The 17187-nt window shown below is 43.7% G+C and carries 17 protein-coding genes and 4 pseudogenes; 10 read left to right on the forward strand and 11 right to left on the reverse strand.

The window, feature by feature from the left end; genetic code table 11:
• Positions 1–119 precede the first annotated feature (119 nt).
• The 5 genes and pseudogenes from ACLJTG_RS10635 to ACLJTG_RS10655 form a co-directional block, all read left to right on the forward strand.
• Positions 120–482 (forward strand): GtrA family protein, encoded by a 363-nt coding sequence (locus ACLJTG_RS10635; protein ID WP_000915520.1) that lies wholly within the window; start codon positions 120–122, stop codon positions 480–482.
• On the forward strand, positions 479–1399 hold the full coding sequence (locus ACLJTG_RS10640; protein WP_000703643.1) for a glycosyltransferase family 2 protein: 921 nt from the start codon (positions 479–481) through the stop codon (positions 1397–1399). Before ACLJTG_RS10635 ends, ACLJTG_RS10640 begins: the two co-directional genes overlap by 4 nt.
• A complete protein-coding gene (locus ACLJTG_RS10645) occupies positions 1396–3207 on the forward strand; it encodes a hypothetical protein (RefSeq protein ID WP_000162128.1) in 1812 nt (603 codons plus the stop codon). Before ACLJTG_RS10640 ends, ACLJTG_RS10645 begins: the two co-directional genes overlap by 4 nt.
• A 435-nt stretch (positions 3208–3642) precedes the next feature.
• A pseudogene (locus ACLJTG_RS10650) lies at positions 3643–3957 on the forward strand (hypothetical protein).
• A gap of 21 nt (positions 3958–3978) precedes the next feature.
• Positions 3979–4077 (forward strand): annotated as a pseudogene (locus tag ACLJTG_RS10655) (DNA-binding protein); the annotation flags it as partial.
• A gap of 803 nt (positions 4078–4880) precedes the next feature.
• Here the strand turns inward: ACLJTG_RS10655 and ACLJTG_RS10660 are convergent.
• Positions 4881–6419, reverse strand: coding sequence for a phage tail protein (locus ACLJTG_RS10660; RefSeq protein ID WP_232621309.1), 1539 nt, complete (start codon positions 6417–6419; stop codon positions 4881–4883).
• A gap of 101 nt (positions 6420–6520) precedes the next feature.
• A pseudogene (locus ACLJTG_RS10665) lies at positions 6521–6616 on the reverse strand (tail fiber assembly protein); the annotation flags it as partial.
• A 102-nt stretch (positions 6617–6718) separates the two neighbouring features.
• On the opposite strand from ACLJTG_RS10665, the pseudogene ACLJTG_RS10670 reads away from it, so the two are divergent.
• Positions 6719–6832: pseudogene (locus tag ACLJTG_RS10670) on the forward strand (hypothetical protein); the annotation flags it as partial.
• A 62-nt stretch (positions 6833–6894) separates the two neighbouring features.
• Here the strand turns inward: ACLJTG_RS10670 and ACLJTG_RS10675 are convergent.
• The 4 genes from ACLJTG_RS10675 to ACLJTG_RS10690 all read right to left on the reverse strand — a co-directional run bounded on the left by ACLJTG_RS10675 (position 6895) and on the right by ACLJTG_RS10690 (position 10259).
• Positions 6895–8751, reverse strand: coding sequence for a phage tailspike protein (locus tag ACLJTG_RS10675; RefSeq protein WP_252310765.1), 1857 nt, complete (start codon positions 8749–8751; stop codon positions 6895–6897).
• Positions 8752–8929: 178 nt separating this feature from the next.
• Entirely contained in the window at positions 8930–9850 is a 921-nt protein-coding gene (locus ACLJTG_RS10680) for a phage antirepressor N-terminal domain-containing protein (protein WP_410958963.1), read from the reverse strand.
• Between the two features lie 62 nt (positions 9851–9912).
• On the reverse strand, positions 9913–10104 hold the full coding sequence (locus tag ACLJTG_RS10685; RefSeq protein ID WP_369557197.1) for a hypothetical protein: 192 nt from the start codon (positions 10102–10104) through the stop codon (positions 9913–9915).
• Complete coding sequence (locus tag ACLJTG_RS10690) at positions 10101–10259, reverse strand: Arc family DNA-binding protein (protein WP_079796489.1); 159 nt, start codon at positions 10257–10259, stop codon at positions 10101–10103. Before ACLJTG_RS10690 ends, ACLJTG_RS10685 begins: the two co-directional genes overlap by 4 nt.
• 88 nt (positions 10260–10347) lie before the next feature.
• On the opposite strand from ACLJTG_RS10690, the gene ACLJTG_RS10695 reads away from it, so the two are divergent.
• The 4 genes from ACLJTG_RS10695 (at position 10348) to ACLJTG_RS10710 (ending at position 11816) form a co-directional block, all read left to right on the forward strand.
• Positions 10348–10605, forward strand: coding sequence for an Arc family DNA-binding protein (locus ACLJTG_RS10695; protein ID WP_369557198.1), 258 nt, complete (start codon positions 10348–10350; stop codon positions 10603–10605).
• Complete coding sequence (locus tag ACLJTG_RS10700) at positions 10598–10867, forward strand: hypothetical protein (RefSeq protein WP_001716763.1); 270 nt, start codon at positions 10598–10600, stop codon at positions 10865–10867. The genes ACLJTG_RS10695 and ACLJTG_RS10700 overlap by 8 nt, the downstream gene beginning before the upstream one ends.
• Before the next feature lie 6 nt (positions 10868–10873).
• Positions 10874–11323, forward strand: coding sequence for a hypothetical protein (locus ACLJTG_RS10705; protein WP_225911973.1), 450 nt, complete (start codon positions 10874–10876; stop codon positions 11321–11323).
• A gap of 70 nt (positions 11324–11393) precedes the next feature.
• A complete protein-coding gene (locus tag ACLJTG_RS10710) occupies positions 11394–11816 on the forward strand; it encodes a hypothetical protein (RefSeq protein ID WP_085438688.1) in 423 nt (140 codons plus the stop codon).
• A gap of 72 nt (positions 11817–11888) precedes the next feature.
• On the opposite strand, the gene ACLJTG_RS10715 is transcribed toward ACLJTG_RS10710, so the two are convergent.
• The 5 genes from ACLJTG_RS10715 to ACLJTG_RS10735 all read right to left on the reverse strand — a co-directional run bounded on the left by ACLJTG_RS10715 (position 11889) and on the right by ACLJTG_RS10735 (position 17187).
• Positions 11889–13994, reverse strand: coding sequence for a hypothetical protein (locus ACLJTG_RS10715; protein WP_410958992.1), 2106 nt, complete (start codon positions 13992–13994; stop codon positions 11889–11891).
• A gap of 65 nt (positions 13995–14059) precedes the next feature.
• The gene (locus ACLJTG_RS10720) at positions 14060–15328 is read right to left on the reverse strand and encodes a DNA transfer protein (protein ID WP_410958965.1); all 1269 of its coding nucleotides are present in this window, start codon (positions 15326–15328) and stop codon (positions 14060–14062) included.
• A 10-nt stretch (positions 15329–15338) separates the two neighbouring features.
• Entirely contained in the window at positions 15339–16028 is a 690-nt protein-coding gene (locus tag ACLJTG_RS10725) for a DNA transfer protein (protein ID WP_410958966.1), read from the reverse strand.
• A gap of 2 nt (positions 16029–16030) precedes the next feature.
• The gene (locus tag ACLJTG_RS10730; RefSeq protein WP_000627703.1) at positions 16031–16486 is read right to left on the reverse strand and encodes a DUF2824 family protein; all 456 of its coding nucleotides are present in this window, start codon (positions 16484–16486) and stop codon (positions 16031–16033) included.
• Entirely contained in the window at positions 16486–17187 is a 702-nt protein-coding gene (locus tag ACLJTG_RS10735; protein ID WP_024792775.1) for a hypothetical protein, read from the reverse strand. Before ACLJTG_RS10735 ends, ACLJTG_RS10730 begins: the two co-directional genes overlap by 1 nt.

Below are 17187 nucleotides of genomic sequence, written 5' to 3' on the forward strand. Positions count from 1 at the left end.
CAATTAATAATATAACAATAAGTTTAAACTATCAAATATCACATTATTGATCGTTTATATCGATCAAATCAATTTGTAGTGCTACACTCCAGACCTTTCCGAATCCGCTGATTTTCATAATGTTGAAGTTATTCGCTAAGTACACATCGATCGGTGTTCTTAACACGCTTATTCATTGGGGCGTATTTGCTTTTTGTGTGTATGGGATGCATACGCATCAGGCGTTGGCGAACTTTTCCGGTTTTGTTATCGCCGTATCGTTCAGCTTCTATGCCAATGCGCGCTTCACCTTTAACGCCAGCACCACCACGCTTCGCTACATGATGTACGTGGGATTTATGGGAACACTGAGCGCTGTTGTTGGCTGGATGGCTGACAAATGCTCCTTGCCACCACTCCTTACTCTTATCACCTTTTCAGCTATCAGCCTGATATGCGGATTCATTTATTCAAAGTTCATTGTCTTTAGGGATGCGAAATGAAAATCTCTCTTGTCGTTCCAGTTTTTAATGAAGAAGACACGATACCGATTTTCTATAAAACGGTACGTGAGTTTAATGAACTAAAAGAATATGAAGTGGAGATCGTTTTTATTAATGACGGAAGCAAAGATGCAACTGAATCAATAATTAACAAAATAGCTGCATCTGATCCGCTCGTTATTCCGCTTTCGTTTACGCGAAACTTCGGTAAAGAACCTGCTCTTTTCGCGGGGCTCGACCACGCAACCGGGGATGCGGTCATTCCTATTGATGTCGATTTACAGGATCCGATAGAAGTTATCCCCCATCTCATTGAGAAGTGGCAGGCTGGCGCAGATATGGTGCTGGCTAAGCGCTCAGACCGCTCAACTGACGGGCGCATGAAGCGTAAGACAGCTGAGTGGTTTTATAAGCTGCACAACAAAATCAGCAATCCGAAAATCGAAGAGAACGTTGGCGATTTTCGGTTAATGAGTCGTGAAGTTGTCGAAAATATTAAATTAATGCCCGAACGCAACTTGTTCATGAAGGGTGTGCTGAGTTGGGTTGGGGGACACAGTGATGTTGTGGAGTATGCGCGCGCGCAACGTGTGGCTGGCAACACTAAATTCAACGGATGGAAGCTATGGAATCTGGCGATAGAAGGTATAACTAGCTTCTCAACTTTTCCTCTGCGTATGTGGACCTATATCGGTCTGGTTGTCGCAGGAATGGCTTTTATTTACGGGGCGTGGATGATTTTGGATACGCTCGCCTTCGGAAACCCAGTAAGAGGATATCCTTCATTACTCGTCTCCATACTTTTCCTTGGAGGGGTGCAGTTGATAGGGATAGGCGTGCTGGGAGAATATATTGGCAGAATTTATATTGAAACCAAAAAACGTCCAAAATATTTACTTAAGGATATTAAAAAATGACCAAAAAGGGGCTTTCGGTAATATTAGTTTTTTTGATATTTTCATATATTTTTACCGCATTAAGCTATAAATTTATCCCAAGCTCTGACAGCATGAGTGGTATTTTAGAGGCTGCTGACATTGCAAACGGAAACATAACACTAAAAGGATGGTACTTATCTACAGTAACTTTCTATTTTACTGACTTAGTCTGGTTTGCTCTTGCTATAAAGCTTTTTGGTTATTCTGAATGGATAACATACGTTATACCTGGATTAATGGCTGGTAGCCTGTTCGCTTCATGCTATGCACTGGGAACAATTTCTGGCTACAAAAAAGCATGGGCTTTGCTACTGTTCCTTGCTTTCCCTGGTGCTGCTGTCAGTTACATGCTTTCTGTAGCGATAATCCATGTCCCTACATATACTTATATCGTTGTTTCATATATATTAATTGATTTTTATTGTCGCAGAAGAAATAGATTATATTTATTTCTATCATCAATAATCGCATCTTTAACGATATTTAGCGATGATATAACAATATATTTATTTTTTTTGCCAATTGCATTGAGCTGTTTTATAGCCAATGAAAATGCAAAAGATAAATTTGTAATATTTTCGTCTTTGGTTTTTTCGTATTTTTTATTCAAGTTAATCTTACATTTTACTAACTCGGCTGATTTTTTTTATTTGCCAGGGGTTGGTTCGCCTACATTTGTTAGTTATGACAAGTTAACTTTTAACATCTCGCTACTTTTTAAAGGGCTTTTGATATTATTCAACGCTGATTTTTTTAGTAAAATAATCAGTTCACCTGAAGGAATATTCTCTTCTTTAAAATTCACATCATTAGTTATATTTTTTATACTTTTAATTTCTTCGCTTATAAAAATAAGAAAGTTTAGTCTCGTTGACGCCGCGCTATTGATAGCATCTCTTATTATGATTCCTGCATATGCCTTAAGCGATAAACCAGTGGATGAGGGTACAACAAGATATTTAATTCCTGTCATTATTTTTGGTTCAATTTTCTTATGTCGAAATGCGAATGTACCAAAGATATCAAATATAGTTTTATGGTTTTTTTCAATTTCAATTTCTGCTTATTCATTAATATATGTAAATCAGCCTGATTTCTTATTTCGCAATGACAGAACCACATCAAAATATAGGCTTATATCTAATTTTTTGACTCAACACAACTTATCTAATGGATATGCAACATTCTGGAATGCGGCAGCGGTGAGTGTGGAAAAGAAATTCAATATAGCCCCTGTTAACATCGACATAGAAAATAAAAAAGTTTTGCCATCTTTTTGGTTAACAAAAATATCATATTTTAACAATGGAAATAACTTTTTCATTGTTGATAATGACCAACAAAAAAAAGTCATAGAAGAATTATATGGCAAACCAGAATTAACATATATGGTGTGGGATTCCCCCATCCTGGTTTACAGTCATTCTATTAATATTTATGATGGCGATATAGAAGGAAGTGCCAATGTAGTAAAAAGTGACTTCAAGGTTGGGGACAATAATCAAATATGCAATGCTGGCGTACAAGGCATGGTTGCATATGGGCCCTATAAGACTCTTGGTCGTGGGTGGTATTCTTTAAAAATTAATGCACATGGCGATCAGTATGAAGCATTAATTTTTTCTTATATAACAGGAAAAAAAATCAAGATGTCTGAGAATAAATATAAAAATGGTTCTTATATTTTCGAAATAAACGAAGATATGCCATCTGCAGAAATACAGTTATTCGCTCAAAAAGATTCAAATGTATGTTTTGAGTCATACTCACTTCAGCATATAAAATAATAAAGTCATGGAAAAGCGTCAGTAACTAATACAGGCGCTTTTTGTCTATAGAAAACTCATGCTGTTAAGCGGGTTTTGGTTGAAATGTTCCGAAAATCGGAATAGTTATTCCACACCAGCGCTATGAATTAGATGGCGAAGAGCATGCTGTAACCCCTACTATAGTAGCACCTTCAGATTGAACATACATGGTACCAATCTTATATAATTGCCTGGCGTCGAACGCCCCGAGAAGTACCGTACCAGTAGTTGCCGTCGATTATGTCTGGCGAGCGCCGATAACTTTCATGCCGCCTACTGAACAAGATGTTACCACATTAAGAGAGGAGACCAGCGATTACGATATTGCATCTGTTTTCGACACGTAGTCGTTCTCAATAGAAGAGGCGAAAAAACACCAAGCCACTTGATGGCGTTTTTTATTAGAGGCAATAAATGTCGGCTTTGGCAATGAAGGTTTTGAAATGCTAATCGCAGGAAATGTCAGCATCACCAGTGCTACTCTTACTTCTATTGCGTGTGATCTGAAAAAGAATATTAATGGTGACGGCTTTGACACGCCATATGATCCAGCAGGCTTCCGCAGATGTGTCTGGCTTGTTCAGCAGTCTCCAGAATCAGGGATACATCCGAAAAACGTCAAAATGAGTTCCGGAATTCAAAGATGCCCTCAGTAAATCGGACTCCCTCGTTGCGCTGTTAAAGTCTGAAATGGAGACACGCAGGAATGTAGCACCAACAACTCGCTAGAGAATCAAAAAGCTGAGCCAGATGCCCCCGGAATCACACAGCCTCACACTTGATGATGCCTGTGTATTTCTTCAAGTTACCAAACCTATCGCTACTAACTGGATTCACACAGGCTGTCTGTAAACATCATGTAAAGATTCCGCCAAGTCAGTCAATAGGTATGCATAAATTTAACCGAACACGCTAAGCAAATAGGCGTAATATTGAACGATTGTGTCCCAGCTTCCCCACAATGAAAGAGCAGAGAAAATAAAAGAAATGTAATTTGTTGATTTTTAGATGGCGCGCCCTGCAGGATTCGAACCTGCGACCCACGGCTTAGAAGTTCCTAGAACCACCTTTTAAGTCAACAACATACCACGTCACACCTGCGCTCACACGTCCCATCTTCGAAAAAGATAGAAATTGGTCGAAAGGCATATAAAAGCCTTTACGTCCCATTTTTGTCTCACGTCACCGAGAAATCATAAAACTCACCAGACCTCTCAGTGATGATTGCAGTATCGCTTGTCCTCATTTCTCCATCCATTCTGCAAACCAGCAACGAACAATCACATGCCTTCAGTGAGGCATCAACGACAGGCAGAGCACCGCTAATGATGCCTCGCGGTAGTGTGTCGCTCCGGATCTCATGAAGTATGTAGCCGCTGGCCTCGATATGATGCACTGCTCGAGAGATATGCGCAGCTAAACGTAATCTTGCGCTGGACTCGGGAATCCCATAATGAACACCTCAATTACTGCTTATGCATACAGTTTTTTTAAGCAGGGAAATGATAAAGTACCGATGTCATGGGCGCGCCATCCAGGCCATCGATTAACCTTAACAGTTAATAGGTTGCTTTGATTGTAAATTTTAGGATGGAAGTTGAGTGTTGCAGTAATGAGGGGGGGCCGGAACAGGTCCGGGCTAAAATGTATGTTCAGGCAATGTCATATGAACTGTTGAAATCTACGTATGAATCCGTTGATGCAAACCCCCAAACATCGAACATACCTGGGTTAGTTGGTGAGTTTGAAGATCTAACCCAAGCCTGCACGGGGATAGCATTAACACCTAGATTTACCCCTACACCATGCACAGGCACATCCTCTTTGGGTAGTAATGCAGCAGGAATAGAAAATGCAGGTGAAGCCGTTCCTTTTCTCAATCGTCCGCTAATGAATACGCGATGACCGCAAACTATAGCTTTAAAGTTTTTGTCTTTAGCCCACCCATTTATTGGATTGCCCTGAATAGCTGATGGCAAATCATTAAAGCTTCCTAGTCCATTGACATATGCTATAACTTCATCTTTGTTAAAGCCATAACCGCCAGTATATTCAACGCCATATTCACCATTTTCATTAGTTAAAAGCCTTCCATGACTTAAAGTGTTGCCACCAAGAGAATATCCGCTTCTTGTATTGTTCTTTGAGTATCCGTGACCTATATCAATATAAGCTGCATTTTTATTAACTCTTATACCTCCAGATGCTGCGGAAATCGCATGCTGTCCAAGACTCCACCCTACGCACTTATCATTTATTTCAAGTGCGTAGTAATTCCCATAAACCTCAATGGCAGAGAATATGCCGATGTTGATGTTAGTAGTATATCCATCACTAGATGATGCTGCCACCAGACCCCAAGCGGCACCCTGAATTGCGAGTTCTCCTATGGTCACCCTGTCAATAGTCTGCCCGTCATGCGGGTCGTAAATCCCCCCCATAGATATGTCAGGCCATCCTGTGTTATCAATAAGACCAACTTTGATTCCATCAAGATGAATATCCCTGCATTTAGTCCCTGAATCAGATTTAAGAATAAACCCATCACCATATTGAGCATAGCAGTGAGACCATCCCCCAGTGATATTCCACCCTTTTAGAGTTAGGCCATGAAACCCGCCTATGCACTCTACATATCCTTTGTAAACGTCACCGGTTCTTTCAATCAGAATGCTATGAGTCCCTGGCTTTGAAGAAACCCCAAGAGAATTAAGCGTCTTGATATTGTTAACGAAGATATTGGAATTGTCACCAGCTTCATAAATATGAAGGCAATCTTCATAGGTGACATTGGGGAATACATTCTGAGAGACATAATTACCGCAATCAATTCCAAGGTTTTCTATATGAAATCCTTTGGCCTTATTCATAATAAGACCAAGTATTATAGTTCCTGACCCAGGAATGAAGTGCGATTTATCATCTGCAAGCCTTGGCATCCCCATCCCTATAATGGTCAGGTTTTCTATTGTGTTGGTTACGGGCTCCCCATCTGTATGCGTGGGAGAAACAAAGTATCCAGTAAGGTCATAAGGCTTCGATTTGCCAAGAACCAGGACGCTTCCAGGCGTAGTTTCCTGTAGCGCTTGCCTGAGATCCCCGTTGTAAGGAGGGTTATCTACTATGGTTAAAGAAGGAGCAACAAGGATATCATTTGCAAACGCCATTTTTGACCCCAGTAAACCACTCATGGAAAATGCCGAAAGACTTAGGAAATCTCTTCTGTTCATCCGTAACCACTCAACAAGCAAATAATTACAGATAATCACCTTAAAATGGACGAAGTGTCAATTTATTGTGGGGCATCGGGCCAGGATACAGATGATGAAGTTGGGTCTATGTTATGTAGCTTCTTGATATACTCAATCCACTCAGTTAATGATGTTTTATCATCATCACTCCATCATCAAAATACCAGCATCTCATGACGTTGGAAGGAAGTACCATACTCAACTAGAAGAATTGTAACAAAGACGCGTTAGATATGTAGTTGGCACACGTAAGCGGCGGGACGTGCTCAGTTTACAACCACGCAGCTTATCTAGATACACGCCGGGAAATGATGCAGTGGTGGGCGGACTGGCTCGATGAGAAGGTATCATAGGAAAGCAGCACAAAACCTTGCAATCCGATGCAAAGCTTTGTGTGCCTCAATTATGTCTAACTTTACTTTGTTAGGTATTGTCCAGAAAAATATACAGTTCCACCATCTGGTATCGAGGCGAACCCAGCTACGTTTAATTGACCGTTAGTTTCAATATAACACTCAACTGGGATCATAGCGCTTGTCGCGCTAACACCCCATGCCGGGACAGGCACTCGCTTCAAAGGCCTGCACGCAGCGATAGTGTTATACGCAACCGCAGCTGTTCCGCGAGTCAGTGAACCTGTGATCTGCACAGTCTTGCCGGTTAGCATCATGTCAAAATCACCAGTATCAGCCCACCCATTTACAGGATTACCATCTTTTACGCCTGGATATCCTGAAACAAGAACCGTTCCGTTAACATAACCACGGACAAGAGAGGCATCAAAACCAATACCACCGAGGTAATCAACTCCAGCCTTCCCATTCTCATTAGCAAAGAGCACGCCGTGACTTAAACTGTTGCCTCCCAACGCATAACCACTCTCAGTATTCGCCTTTGAGGATCCGGTTCCAATATTGATTTCTGCAGAGTCCGGGTGAACACGAATGCCGCCAGATGCATTGCTAATTCTGTGCTCACCAATAGTCCAACCAACACATTTATTATCAATGGTTAATGAATAATAGTTCCCATAGACATTGAATGCAGAGTATCTACCAATGCTGACGTTTGTTATGAAACCGGTATTGGCATCAGATGGTATAAATCCCCATGACGCGTTCTGCACAATTAACTCACCAATAGTAATTTTGTCTATTGTTACGTTATCGTGAGCATCATAAATGCCACCAAGCGTTACATCTGGCCATCTGGAGTTATCATAAAGACCTACAGTAATTCTCTCCATGTGTATGTCTGCACATGCGCCACCAGAATCTGATTTAATGATGAAAGCATCACCGTACTGACCATAGCAGTGAGCGCGACCACCTTGCAGGTTTTGGCATTTTATTGTCAGACCGTGGAACCCACCAATACACTCAACATAACCCAAAGTTACACCGGATAATTGTTCAAGCAGAATGCTGTGAGTTCCTGGCTTACTGGCAACGTTAACTGAGCTCAGCGTCTTGACATTGTCAATTTCTATATTGGCGTTGGAACCAACACCATGGTGCGCAAGAGCGTCCTCGTAAGTTTCCGTTGTATACACATTCTGAGATACATAAGCACCAACATCGATCCCAAGGTTGAAGGTTTTAAACCCTCTCGCTTGATTCTTTACCGCCCCTTGAATAACTGTCCCAGTTCCATCGATAAATCTGGTTTTATCATCAGATAACTGAGGCATCCCAGTGCCAACAATAGAGATATTTTCAACTGTGTTCCTGCCAGTTCCGTACAGGCCGGTAATGTTGTATGTTTTTTTACCAAGCCAAAACACAGTACCGGCTTCAGCCTCAGAAAGTGCTGATTTTAGATCTCCGTTATATGGCTCGTTGTCGACGACGACAAATTTAGCCGGAAGGTTATAATGCTCGGCCAGTCCACCAACCAAAAGATAACCGTCTGGTTGGCTCAGCCTGTATTCAAGCTGATCTGGGTCATACTTCAATACGTTAGCAATATAGTCAACCTGATAACCATAGGCATCATAGATAGCCATGCTATGACCCTTAACGGTGACAACTTTCACCAGTTGGCCGTTGTATACGATTTTACCGGCTGCGTTGATAATTAGCGGCTGAGTAATCTGGACGTGAGAGCCATCCTCATTTTCAATGTATACGGGTATCTGATTGGCAGGATTAACCGGATCTGTATCAATCTGACCAATGTAAATTTTCCCATTCGCAACAGCTTTAAACGAACGGGATTCAGTGAAGATGGGGCGAGGATTAGAAACAACTACGTTGGCAGTGATATCTGTCATTTAATTTGCTCCAGATGCAAGGAATCGCCGCAGCGTGGCTACGGTGAATTTTTGTTTGGTTTTTGAACTACGAAAATTTCGTAGTGCTATCCATCAAGGAGTCGCCGCAGTGTGGCTGCGGTGAGTTTTTGGCATAAAAAAACCCCGCCGAAGCGAGGTGTGGTGTTGTATGTTGTCGCTAAAGCGAGAGAAGGTACTTAACCCGTCCGTCTCCCACTACTCTTATCTGTCGCTTTCCTTTTCCAAGCATGATACGCATGGTTTCCACCTCGATGCGCGGGGCCACCATGTCAAACCCCATGCACTCCAATATCTCAATCAGGAAAAGAGCGGGTGATTTTGTGTCTTCACCGTACATCATCGGCGGAGTCAAGGTCAGATCATGCCATACCTTATGCCCGGGATAGCGCTCAAGATTTCCAACTCGCATTGGAAAATTATTGCTGTACCACCATTCCATTGTGATGTCCGGGATATTCAATTTCTTGGATGGCAACTCTTCCTGCTTACCGATGAATTCACCTTCAAGCACTACCCTGTGGATGTACTCTACGGCTTGCGGTATCTGAGATGCATCAAGCTCTTCAATACTTTCCACATTGAAACGCTGATGAATCATTGCATAAGCTTCTGGGTACATCAGATGCTTTTTGCTTACAAGCATATTTACGGCATCACGTAGCGGGGTGCGCTCGTCAACGGATGTCTTTTTGCGCGGGTTTTCAGCCTCACCTTTCGTCCAGTAGTCGTGCAGAACGGTGAAGCATTCTTCCTGGTACTGAATCAGTTTATCGCGGATATCGGCGCGGACTTTCTCGGGGTTGATACTGAACAGCCAGCCGTTAAGTTTCTTCAGTGGTAAGCAGAGAAGCTTGCGCAGCTTACCGTCAGCGGCAACCATGTTCATATGAACACAGTTGAATTTCTGTAATTGCTTCATGAGTTTTGTTTGCTGCGTTGACCAACTCATTCCGAGATTTTCAACGATGGGCTTCATCGCTACATAAGCTACACCGGCTGCTATCGCAGTGATGATCTGTTGACCATTAAACGGCACGTAAGAGGTGTTAACTGCTTCAAGAATTGCTATACTTGTCATGTTAGTTTATCTCCAAGGATTTTCTGACAACTGAAGCCCTGACTGTTGCAGCAGTTGGGGCTTCAACTTTTAATAATGTCTTCACTTTGAATGCTCTTAAGCTTTTCAGCTACTTTCCTCTCGTCATGCAAGAGAATTACAATATCTGTAATGCATGAGTCGCAAAGGGCTTCATCTGTATATTTTGAAATAACAAAGCCCTCGCCCACCTTTTCTCTGCTGCGTCCACAGAAGCAACATCTGTAATTTTTCACACCGCTACCCCTTCACGCTTCAGGCTATCCATCACTCGCTTGTAAATCTCAGAGTTAACAGATCGGCCATTCTCTTCGGCTACTTTCCGTACCATATCCAATGCCTCTTTAGGCCATCTCAGGTTGAACTGCGGCAGTTTTCTTGCACCTTGCATGCTACCTCCACAAAAAATGAACCACGGTGGTTCAATTGAGAATGTACTATCACCGTTATAGACTGTCAAGAAAAACAATGGTGATAAAATGTCCAGAGAAGACCCACAATTTAAGTTGCGCCTTCCTGCTGATTTAAAAGCAAAGTTAGATCAAAGAGCCAAGATGAACGGAAGGTCAATCAATGCTGAGCTAGTGCAGATTGTTCAGGCTGCTGTTTCTGCACCCTCACCAGTATCAGGTTATCGCGACGAAGCTGAGCGCCTAGCTGATGAACATTCGGATATCGTAAAAAATATGGTATTCGAAACTTTAAAAAAACTTTACGGAAAAGAAAAAAATGAGTAATAAAGAACTTGTTAAAAAATCAAATAACTGTGTCGATGCATATGCTGACTCATTTGGATACTCTTCGTTTGGTGACGGCTCTCAGCGATTAGGTTCAATTTCTTTTTTTCATAATGTAACTGAATGGCCTGTTGATGAAAGCGGTGATGTTGAAAACATAAAGTACAATATTGCCACCATTAGAATGCCTGAAGAATTGATGCTTAAATTGGCTGACTTCATTCGCGATCAACATTATAAAGCTAAAACAAACGAGTCGTAATCAATAATGAAACACGATTATTACGAAGTTCCAAATCTAACTGAAAAGCTTAAACAAGCGGAAAAATCATCATCTTTGTACGCAAATCCAATTTCTCAGTCATCAGGAATGTCTGGCATGAGTATGGGTATGCTACAATCAAGCGGTAGTGGTGGAGCTGGGAGTAATAACATGCTTGAAGCTAGGGTTGCACGGTTAGAGGCAGATGTTGAAAACATTAAGACCAACCTATCTGAGGCAAGGTCTGACATCTCTCGTTTGCGTGATATCTCAGCAGATACATCCAGGGATGTTGCGGTAGTCCTGCAAAAAATAGTAGATGTAGACGAAAAATTATCAAAAAAACCGAGTAAGAGCGAAGTCCAGACATTAATCTCTTCTGCAGTAAACAAGCAAATACTTTGGACCATAGGAACTGGATTTGCTCTTTTAGGGATAGCTAAATATATATTTTAGCTCACTTGTATTAGCTATCTTCTTGTTCCATTCACTCAGTGCCACCGCAAGGAAAACTAAGGAGGTTGGTGTGCTTGGCATATTAAAGAGAAACAGGATAAAAAAATTAAGGGCAGAACTTGCTGAAACACAAAAGTTAGCTTCACATTTTTACAAAATGAAACAAGATGCTGAAGAGCGTGCATTCGTTGAGTTATGCGACCTCTCTATTCGTATGGGAGTAGAGCCAGATGCAGCGGCAAAAACCCAACAAGGCATTGATATACTTGCAGATGTTGTTTTAAACCGGCAATATGCGTTTTATCTAAACGAGAAAGCCATTCAGATTTACTCGCAAATTTTCCTCTTGGAAAAAAGGAGAGGAACTCACGATAGAGAAGAGTGGCTAAATGAAGTTGTTAAAAAATCTGGATGGGAAGTTGTTTCATCAGAACTACCTCTTATTTGTGCTGATTTAATCGAAGAGGCAAAAGAGCGCCTATCCGATGGTTAGACAAAGCCATCCTTGGCTATCTGGAGATTAACATGGCGACAATTGGCTAAATTATCGTGTTCCTGATTGAGTTTAGGATTGGTCGTCTCTTGCTGTGGCATCCTGCTGGGAAAGCCACGTAATTAACCCAACCCTCCCAAGAGATTTGCTTTCGTCGGCGGATAGGGTCTTTTCCCATCGCTTGAAAGACTTAGACTGTGCTACCTTCTTCTCTATCAAGCGCCTAACTTCTACGCGATCAATCGGTGCCTTTTGCGCCTGGAATAGCATCGACTTAAACTCCGGGGAAGAAAGAAGAGCATCAGCAGCTTGTATTCTGCTTTTTTTCCCTGCTGCAAGAGCTCCAGATATTACTCCTACAGCTCCAGTGCCAGGAAAACCAGAAAGTGTAGTTATTCCCTCCGCCGCCGCAGCTTTTGAGGCTATTCCATAAATTTTAGCAAGACTTCCCTTTTCTTTCAGAAAGTTATTAACTTGCTGATCCACGAGACTACTAGCATACTGTTTTCCAGAGTTTAGTCTATTCATTGTCTTGGCAGCCTGATAAATGGTATCCAAACGTTTTGATGCGTCAGGACCTATGGCTTCACGGAGAGCCTTCATATTAGCCCCGTTTCGTGCCATCCCGTTATACCATTTAACAAATCCATCAACCCCTAGTTGCTGACCAGGTGATTTTGCATAGCTAGTAAATGCTTTATTCATCGAAGTGAGAGCAACCTCCTTTCGCATATCCTTTGGGATTGATTTCATTAGCTGCCTAAAGTCGCTGCCGTTTCCTTTGGACATATTCACAACGGCACTCTCAACTTTTGGGATTGCTGATTGCTGAAGCTTTTTCCCAAGGATAAATGCAGCATCATCCTCAACAGATTTGCGTTTCTTGATTAACTCTTTTCCAAGCCCCCAAAGCTCACCAGCTCCATGCTTCTCAGCCACAGCTTGCTGGTCATTAGTTATAGCCGCATAAAGTTGCTTTAGTACGCCAGTCTCTTCATCTTTGAAGGGCCCAGCATTCTTGCCAATCGCCTGCCCTATTTGCTTTCTTGCAAGGTCAAGCCTGCCATAGGTAGGCATTGTATTGGGATCTAGGCGGGTTAGCGTTCTTTTCATGATTGGGGAAAGCTCATCTAAACCGCCAATATCATCTGCAAAATCTTCCAGGAAGTTAATGGCATTATTGGCTTCGATTCGCTCCCTGACAGGCACTTTCTTGGATATTTTGTCATAGATATCATCAGACTGACTCTGTAGAGATGATATGGTGCTGTCGAATCTTGATGCTACTCGATCGGATACCGCCTGTTTATCCAAATCCCCACCGAACGATGTGATCATTTCATCGGCCTTGCGACCAAGTTCGGAAATGAATCTTTTGTGGGCCTCGCTGATCTCAGTACCTGGAAGCGTTGCTACTGCGTTATCAAGCGCCCGCACAGTTGGGTTTTTAGAAACCATTCCTGGGGTTGCGTAATTCTCCAAGCCTAACTCACGAATGGCATTCACGGCATCGGCATCAGGATTTACTTCTGAGGCAAAATCCTGATAAGCTTTTTGACCGCCAATGATTTTGTTATCCATTGCGTCAGAAGCCTTTTTTAATGTTGCCTCCGATGTATCGCCACCGATTCCTGTTGCCGCGCGATATAAATCGCCTGCGCTATCTTTAATCTTTCCAGCAAGCTTTCCAACCGCTGGGCCAACCAATTCAGCAATAGGACCAGCGACAGCGCCAACTGCCGCACCAGCCCCCACATCGTTACCAGTCCCTTTTGCGACGATCCCACCCTCTGCAGCCCCAAGACCAGCAGCAACCCCAAGTCTTGCAACTCCTTTTGGCACTTGAGCTATCAGCCCGCCACCGCTAATGAACGGCGCGGCCTGCCCTACAAACTCACCGATGTCTTGCGATGTTGACGGTTTTGCTGCGAACTTTTGCTGAAGTGATTTAATTGCTGCCTGCTCTTCCGGTGTTAAATCCTTAAAAAGGCCCACGCCCTTTCCAACATCCATCAGGCCATTAATGGCACCAAACATAAACCGATCAAACCCGTTGGAGTTATTAACCACTTCCTCTTGCCTTGCATTTTCATCTGCTGAGATTGCTGGCTGGGTAGCGGTCAACGCCGCTCCAAAGTCTTCTTGTGTTGCCAATCCTCCCACGATGGCTTTCTGCATAACTTCTGCTTTAGTGGCAGTATCCGGAACATCAGTAATAACGTTACCATTAGGAAGGGTTACATTCACGGTAGGTCACTCCATGATTTTGTGGTGACTGTTTGTGGAGATTGAGTACCCGCGGATACTTGCTCACCATCTGGAACATATCCGCCAAGATTACGCTCAAGCTTATCTGCAATGATATTTAGCTTTTTCTTTGTGGCTTCATACGATCCCTTAATGCCGTTGTCCCCCACATTTAATCCTGAAGACATCGACTGCAAAAAGGCGATATCTTTGTCACTCATTGCCCCTTTAAGCAGCCCAAGGTTTCCTGCCGTTAACATTGATTGTAACTGCTGGGCCTGGTTGATAATGTCTAGGCTTTCCCCCTCAAATTTTGGAAGTCTCGACTGGATAGAGCCGGTGACAACATCTAGTTGAGGATTGTTGGCAATACTCCTTGCGAGTTTCGCCGCCTCATATGACATATCTTTCCCTTTTTGTACCTGCTGCTGCTTCTCTTGTAATGCCTGCTGGTTAGCTTCAATCTTAAGTTGAAGCTCCTGCTTCTTTAGGTCATTGGTTTCGCTAGTGGCTTGTTTAACCAGCGCATCCTGTTTGAGTTGCATCAATCTAATCTGGCGATCTGCTGCTGAGTTGGAAGCGCTAATATTCTGCCCTCTAATTCCTCTCGCATTCGTCATGTCATTATTACGAATTGTTTCATTAATCCTTTGCTGCTCCTGCTGGCGTCCAACCATCTTATCCTGAACAGCAAACGCCTTTTCTGGCCCAAGCGCACCGAGAGACATCGTAGTCAACATGTGTGATAGCTGCTCTGGATTCTGTACTCCAGTCTGTATCATCCAGTCTGGATTAGCGCCAACACGGTTTAACCTGTCCTTGTTATCAGTAATGAATTTACTGTAGGATTCCGGCCCCTGAGAAAGAGCGACGTTAGCCTTCATAGCCAAATCGCCCATATCGTTACGCTGCTGCTCATTAAGACCGGAAAACGCCTGCTGTGCCTGCGCAACAAACGCCGGGTTTTCCTGAGCAAACTTAAACAGGCCAGACGGGTCGCCAGTAGCCCATGCGTTGGCATGAACCTGGTTGAATGCGTTTAGCGCTTTCTGTTGCTGTTCCTGCTTATAAATATCAGCAACGCCAGCCAGACCACGCAGCCCTGTTAAAACCACATTATTAGCGCCTGAGCGAGCCAAATCATTGTTTTCGCGAATCAGGCCAAGCGTTGCGTTAATGTCGCTTGCCTTTGGCGCATTCTCATTTTGCGCACCAATGCCAGCCAGAAAACCACCTGAATTAATGCCCTGCTGCCACGTAGCCATTGATTACCCCTTAAAACAAAGAACCAAGCAGACCAATACCACCACCGATAGCCGCTCCCCATGGGGTTGACATTGACAAAGCATTGGCTATTCCACCGCCTAACAATGCACCGGAGGCAGCACCACCAACAGCAGATTGCATAGCTGATGGTCTGTTGGCATTTGCCGCTGCAAGAGCCGCGCTTTGCTGTGAAATCTGGCTCATATTGTTGGCATATGTCTGTCCGGCGTTTGCCTGCCCCTGAAGCGCACCAAGACCAATATTTGCAAGGTTCTGATAGTTATTCATCTGACCTGACAGCCATTGCTGACCAAGTGTTGGGGCGATTGCTGAAAGCTGGTTACTGGTCGCTGTAGAACCAAGGCCACCTGTTGCTTCTGCCGCTGCCAGATTCTGATAGCGAGCCTGCCCCGCAAAGTCCTGGTATTGTTGGGAGTTATAGTAATTATTAAGCGCCTGCCCCTGACCTTCGAGAGACGATAAACCTTCAAGACTGCCGATATACTTATCTGCCAGAGGAGTAAACGGCTTCAGGTTGTTCATGATGGTGTTGAACTGCTGATTTTGCAGGTCTGCGGCATACTTTTGCGCTTCTGCTGCATACTTTGCGCTTTTATCTGCGCCACCTTTTCCGCCTTTCCCAGGGAAAAGAGGTTCCTCACCGCGCAGTTTCCTGCCCAGCGTAAATGCATATAACATGTTTATCTCCCGTGATTCAGGAAGTCGATTAGTTCTTCGCGTGTGGCGCTGTAAAACGTCACGTCATCCACGCCTTTGAAGTATTTCTTGATGGTTCCTACACGCTTAAGGCCAATCATTGCGCAGTACATCTGACCGTGGCGAAATTTGCGTGCAGCAAATGATGTAACGCACTGAACGGTGGTGTTGGCGAGAATGTATCGCCAGAACGTCAGTCCGATTTCCTTACTGAATCCGCGAATCTCAGGCAGGTACATGGCGTGGCAGTCAAAGGTTAGCGGCTGAATCTCGTTGTAATACACGATGCCACCGAACTGACCATGTACGTTCACTTCGAAATAGCGGCACTCAGGCTTGTAATCGTATCCGTCACCGTTGTTACTCCCGGCGATGATGTCGGGATGGTTGCCGACCGTTTCTATCAGGTCGATGTTTCGGGTGGGAGTGAATGTAATCATCAGTTGATCAATCCATGAGTTCGTATTGCATCTTCGAGAGCTTTGATACGCTGCCGCGCCTGCTGCAATCCGGTAGCCATAGCTGATACCTCAAACTGCGTATATGTGGCACTGACCGTGTATGCCTGGTTAGCGTTGAATGCACCGAGAAGCGCAGCACCTGTTGCTGCTGTCCATCCTGTCTGTCGCGCACCGATAACTTTAGTGCCGCCAACTGAATAGGACGTTGTCACGTTGAGAGGTGACGCCAGCGATTGAGAAGCAGTTGCTGACTTCGATACGTAATCAGCCTGCAATGAAGAAATAGTGCTTTCAGCAGCCGTAACCCTACCATCAAGAGCACTGATATCAGCCTGCAAGGTGACTATTTTGCCTTCAGCCGTGGTTAGTCTGACATCCAGTACCGCAATTGCATTGGCATTTGCAGTAATACGTATTTCATGGTCGTCTACGTCAATGCGTAACTGTTGAATTCTCTCTTCGTGGTCTGCAAGCTCAACATCCTGCTCATCGTTCTTTACCTGCGCGTCATAGGCGCCTTGCCCTGCTTCGTTTGCCTTTCCCGCAATAGCGCCAACGTCAGTACCCTGCGCGATTACGTAGAGCAGATAGGACCGGCTGAAGACGTTGCGTGGGAGGATTGAGGCATCAAGACGAGTAGCCTGAACCACGACAGGCTTATTAAGTGACGGGTCTGCCAT

Origin of the sequence: Salmonella sp. SAL00672, from assembly GCF_046552175.1 — a bacterium.
GTDB lineage: Bacteria > Pseudomonadota > Gammaproteobacteria > Enterobacterales > Enterobacteriaceae > Salmonella > Salmonella enterica.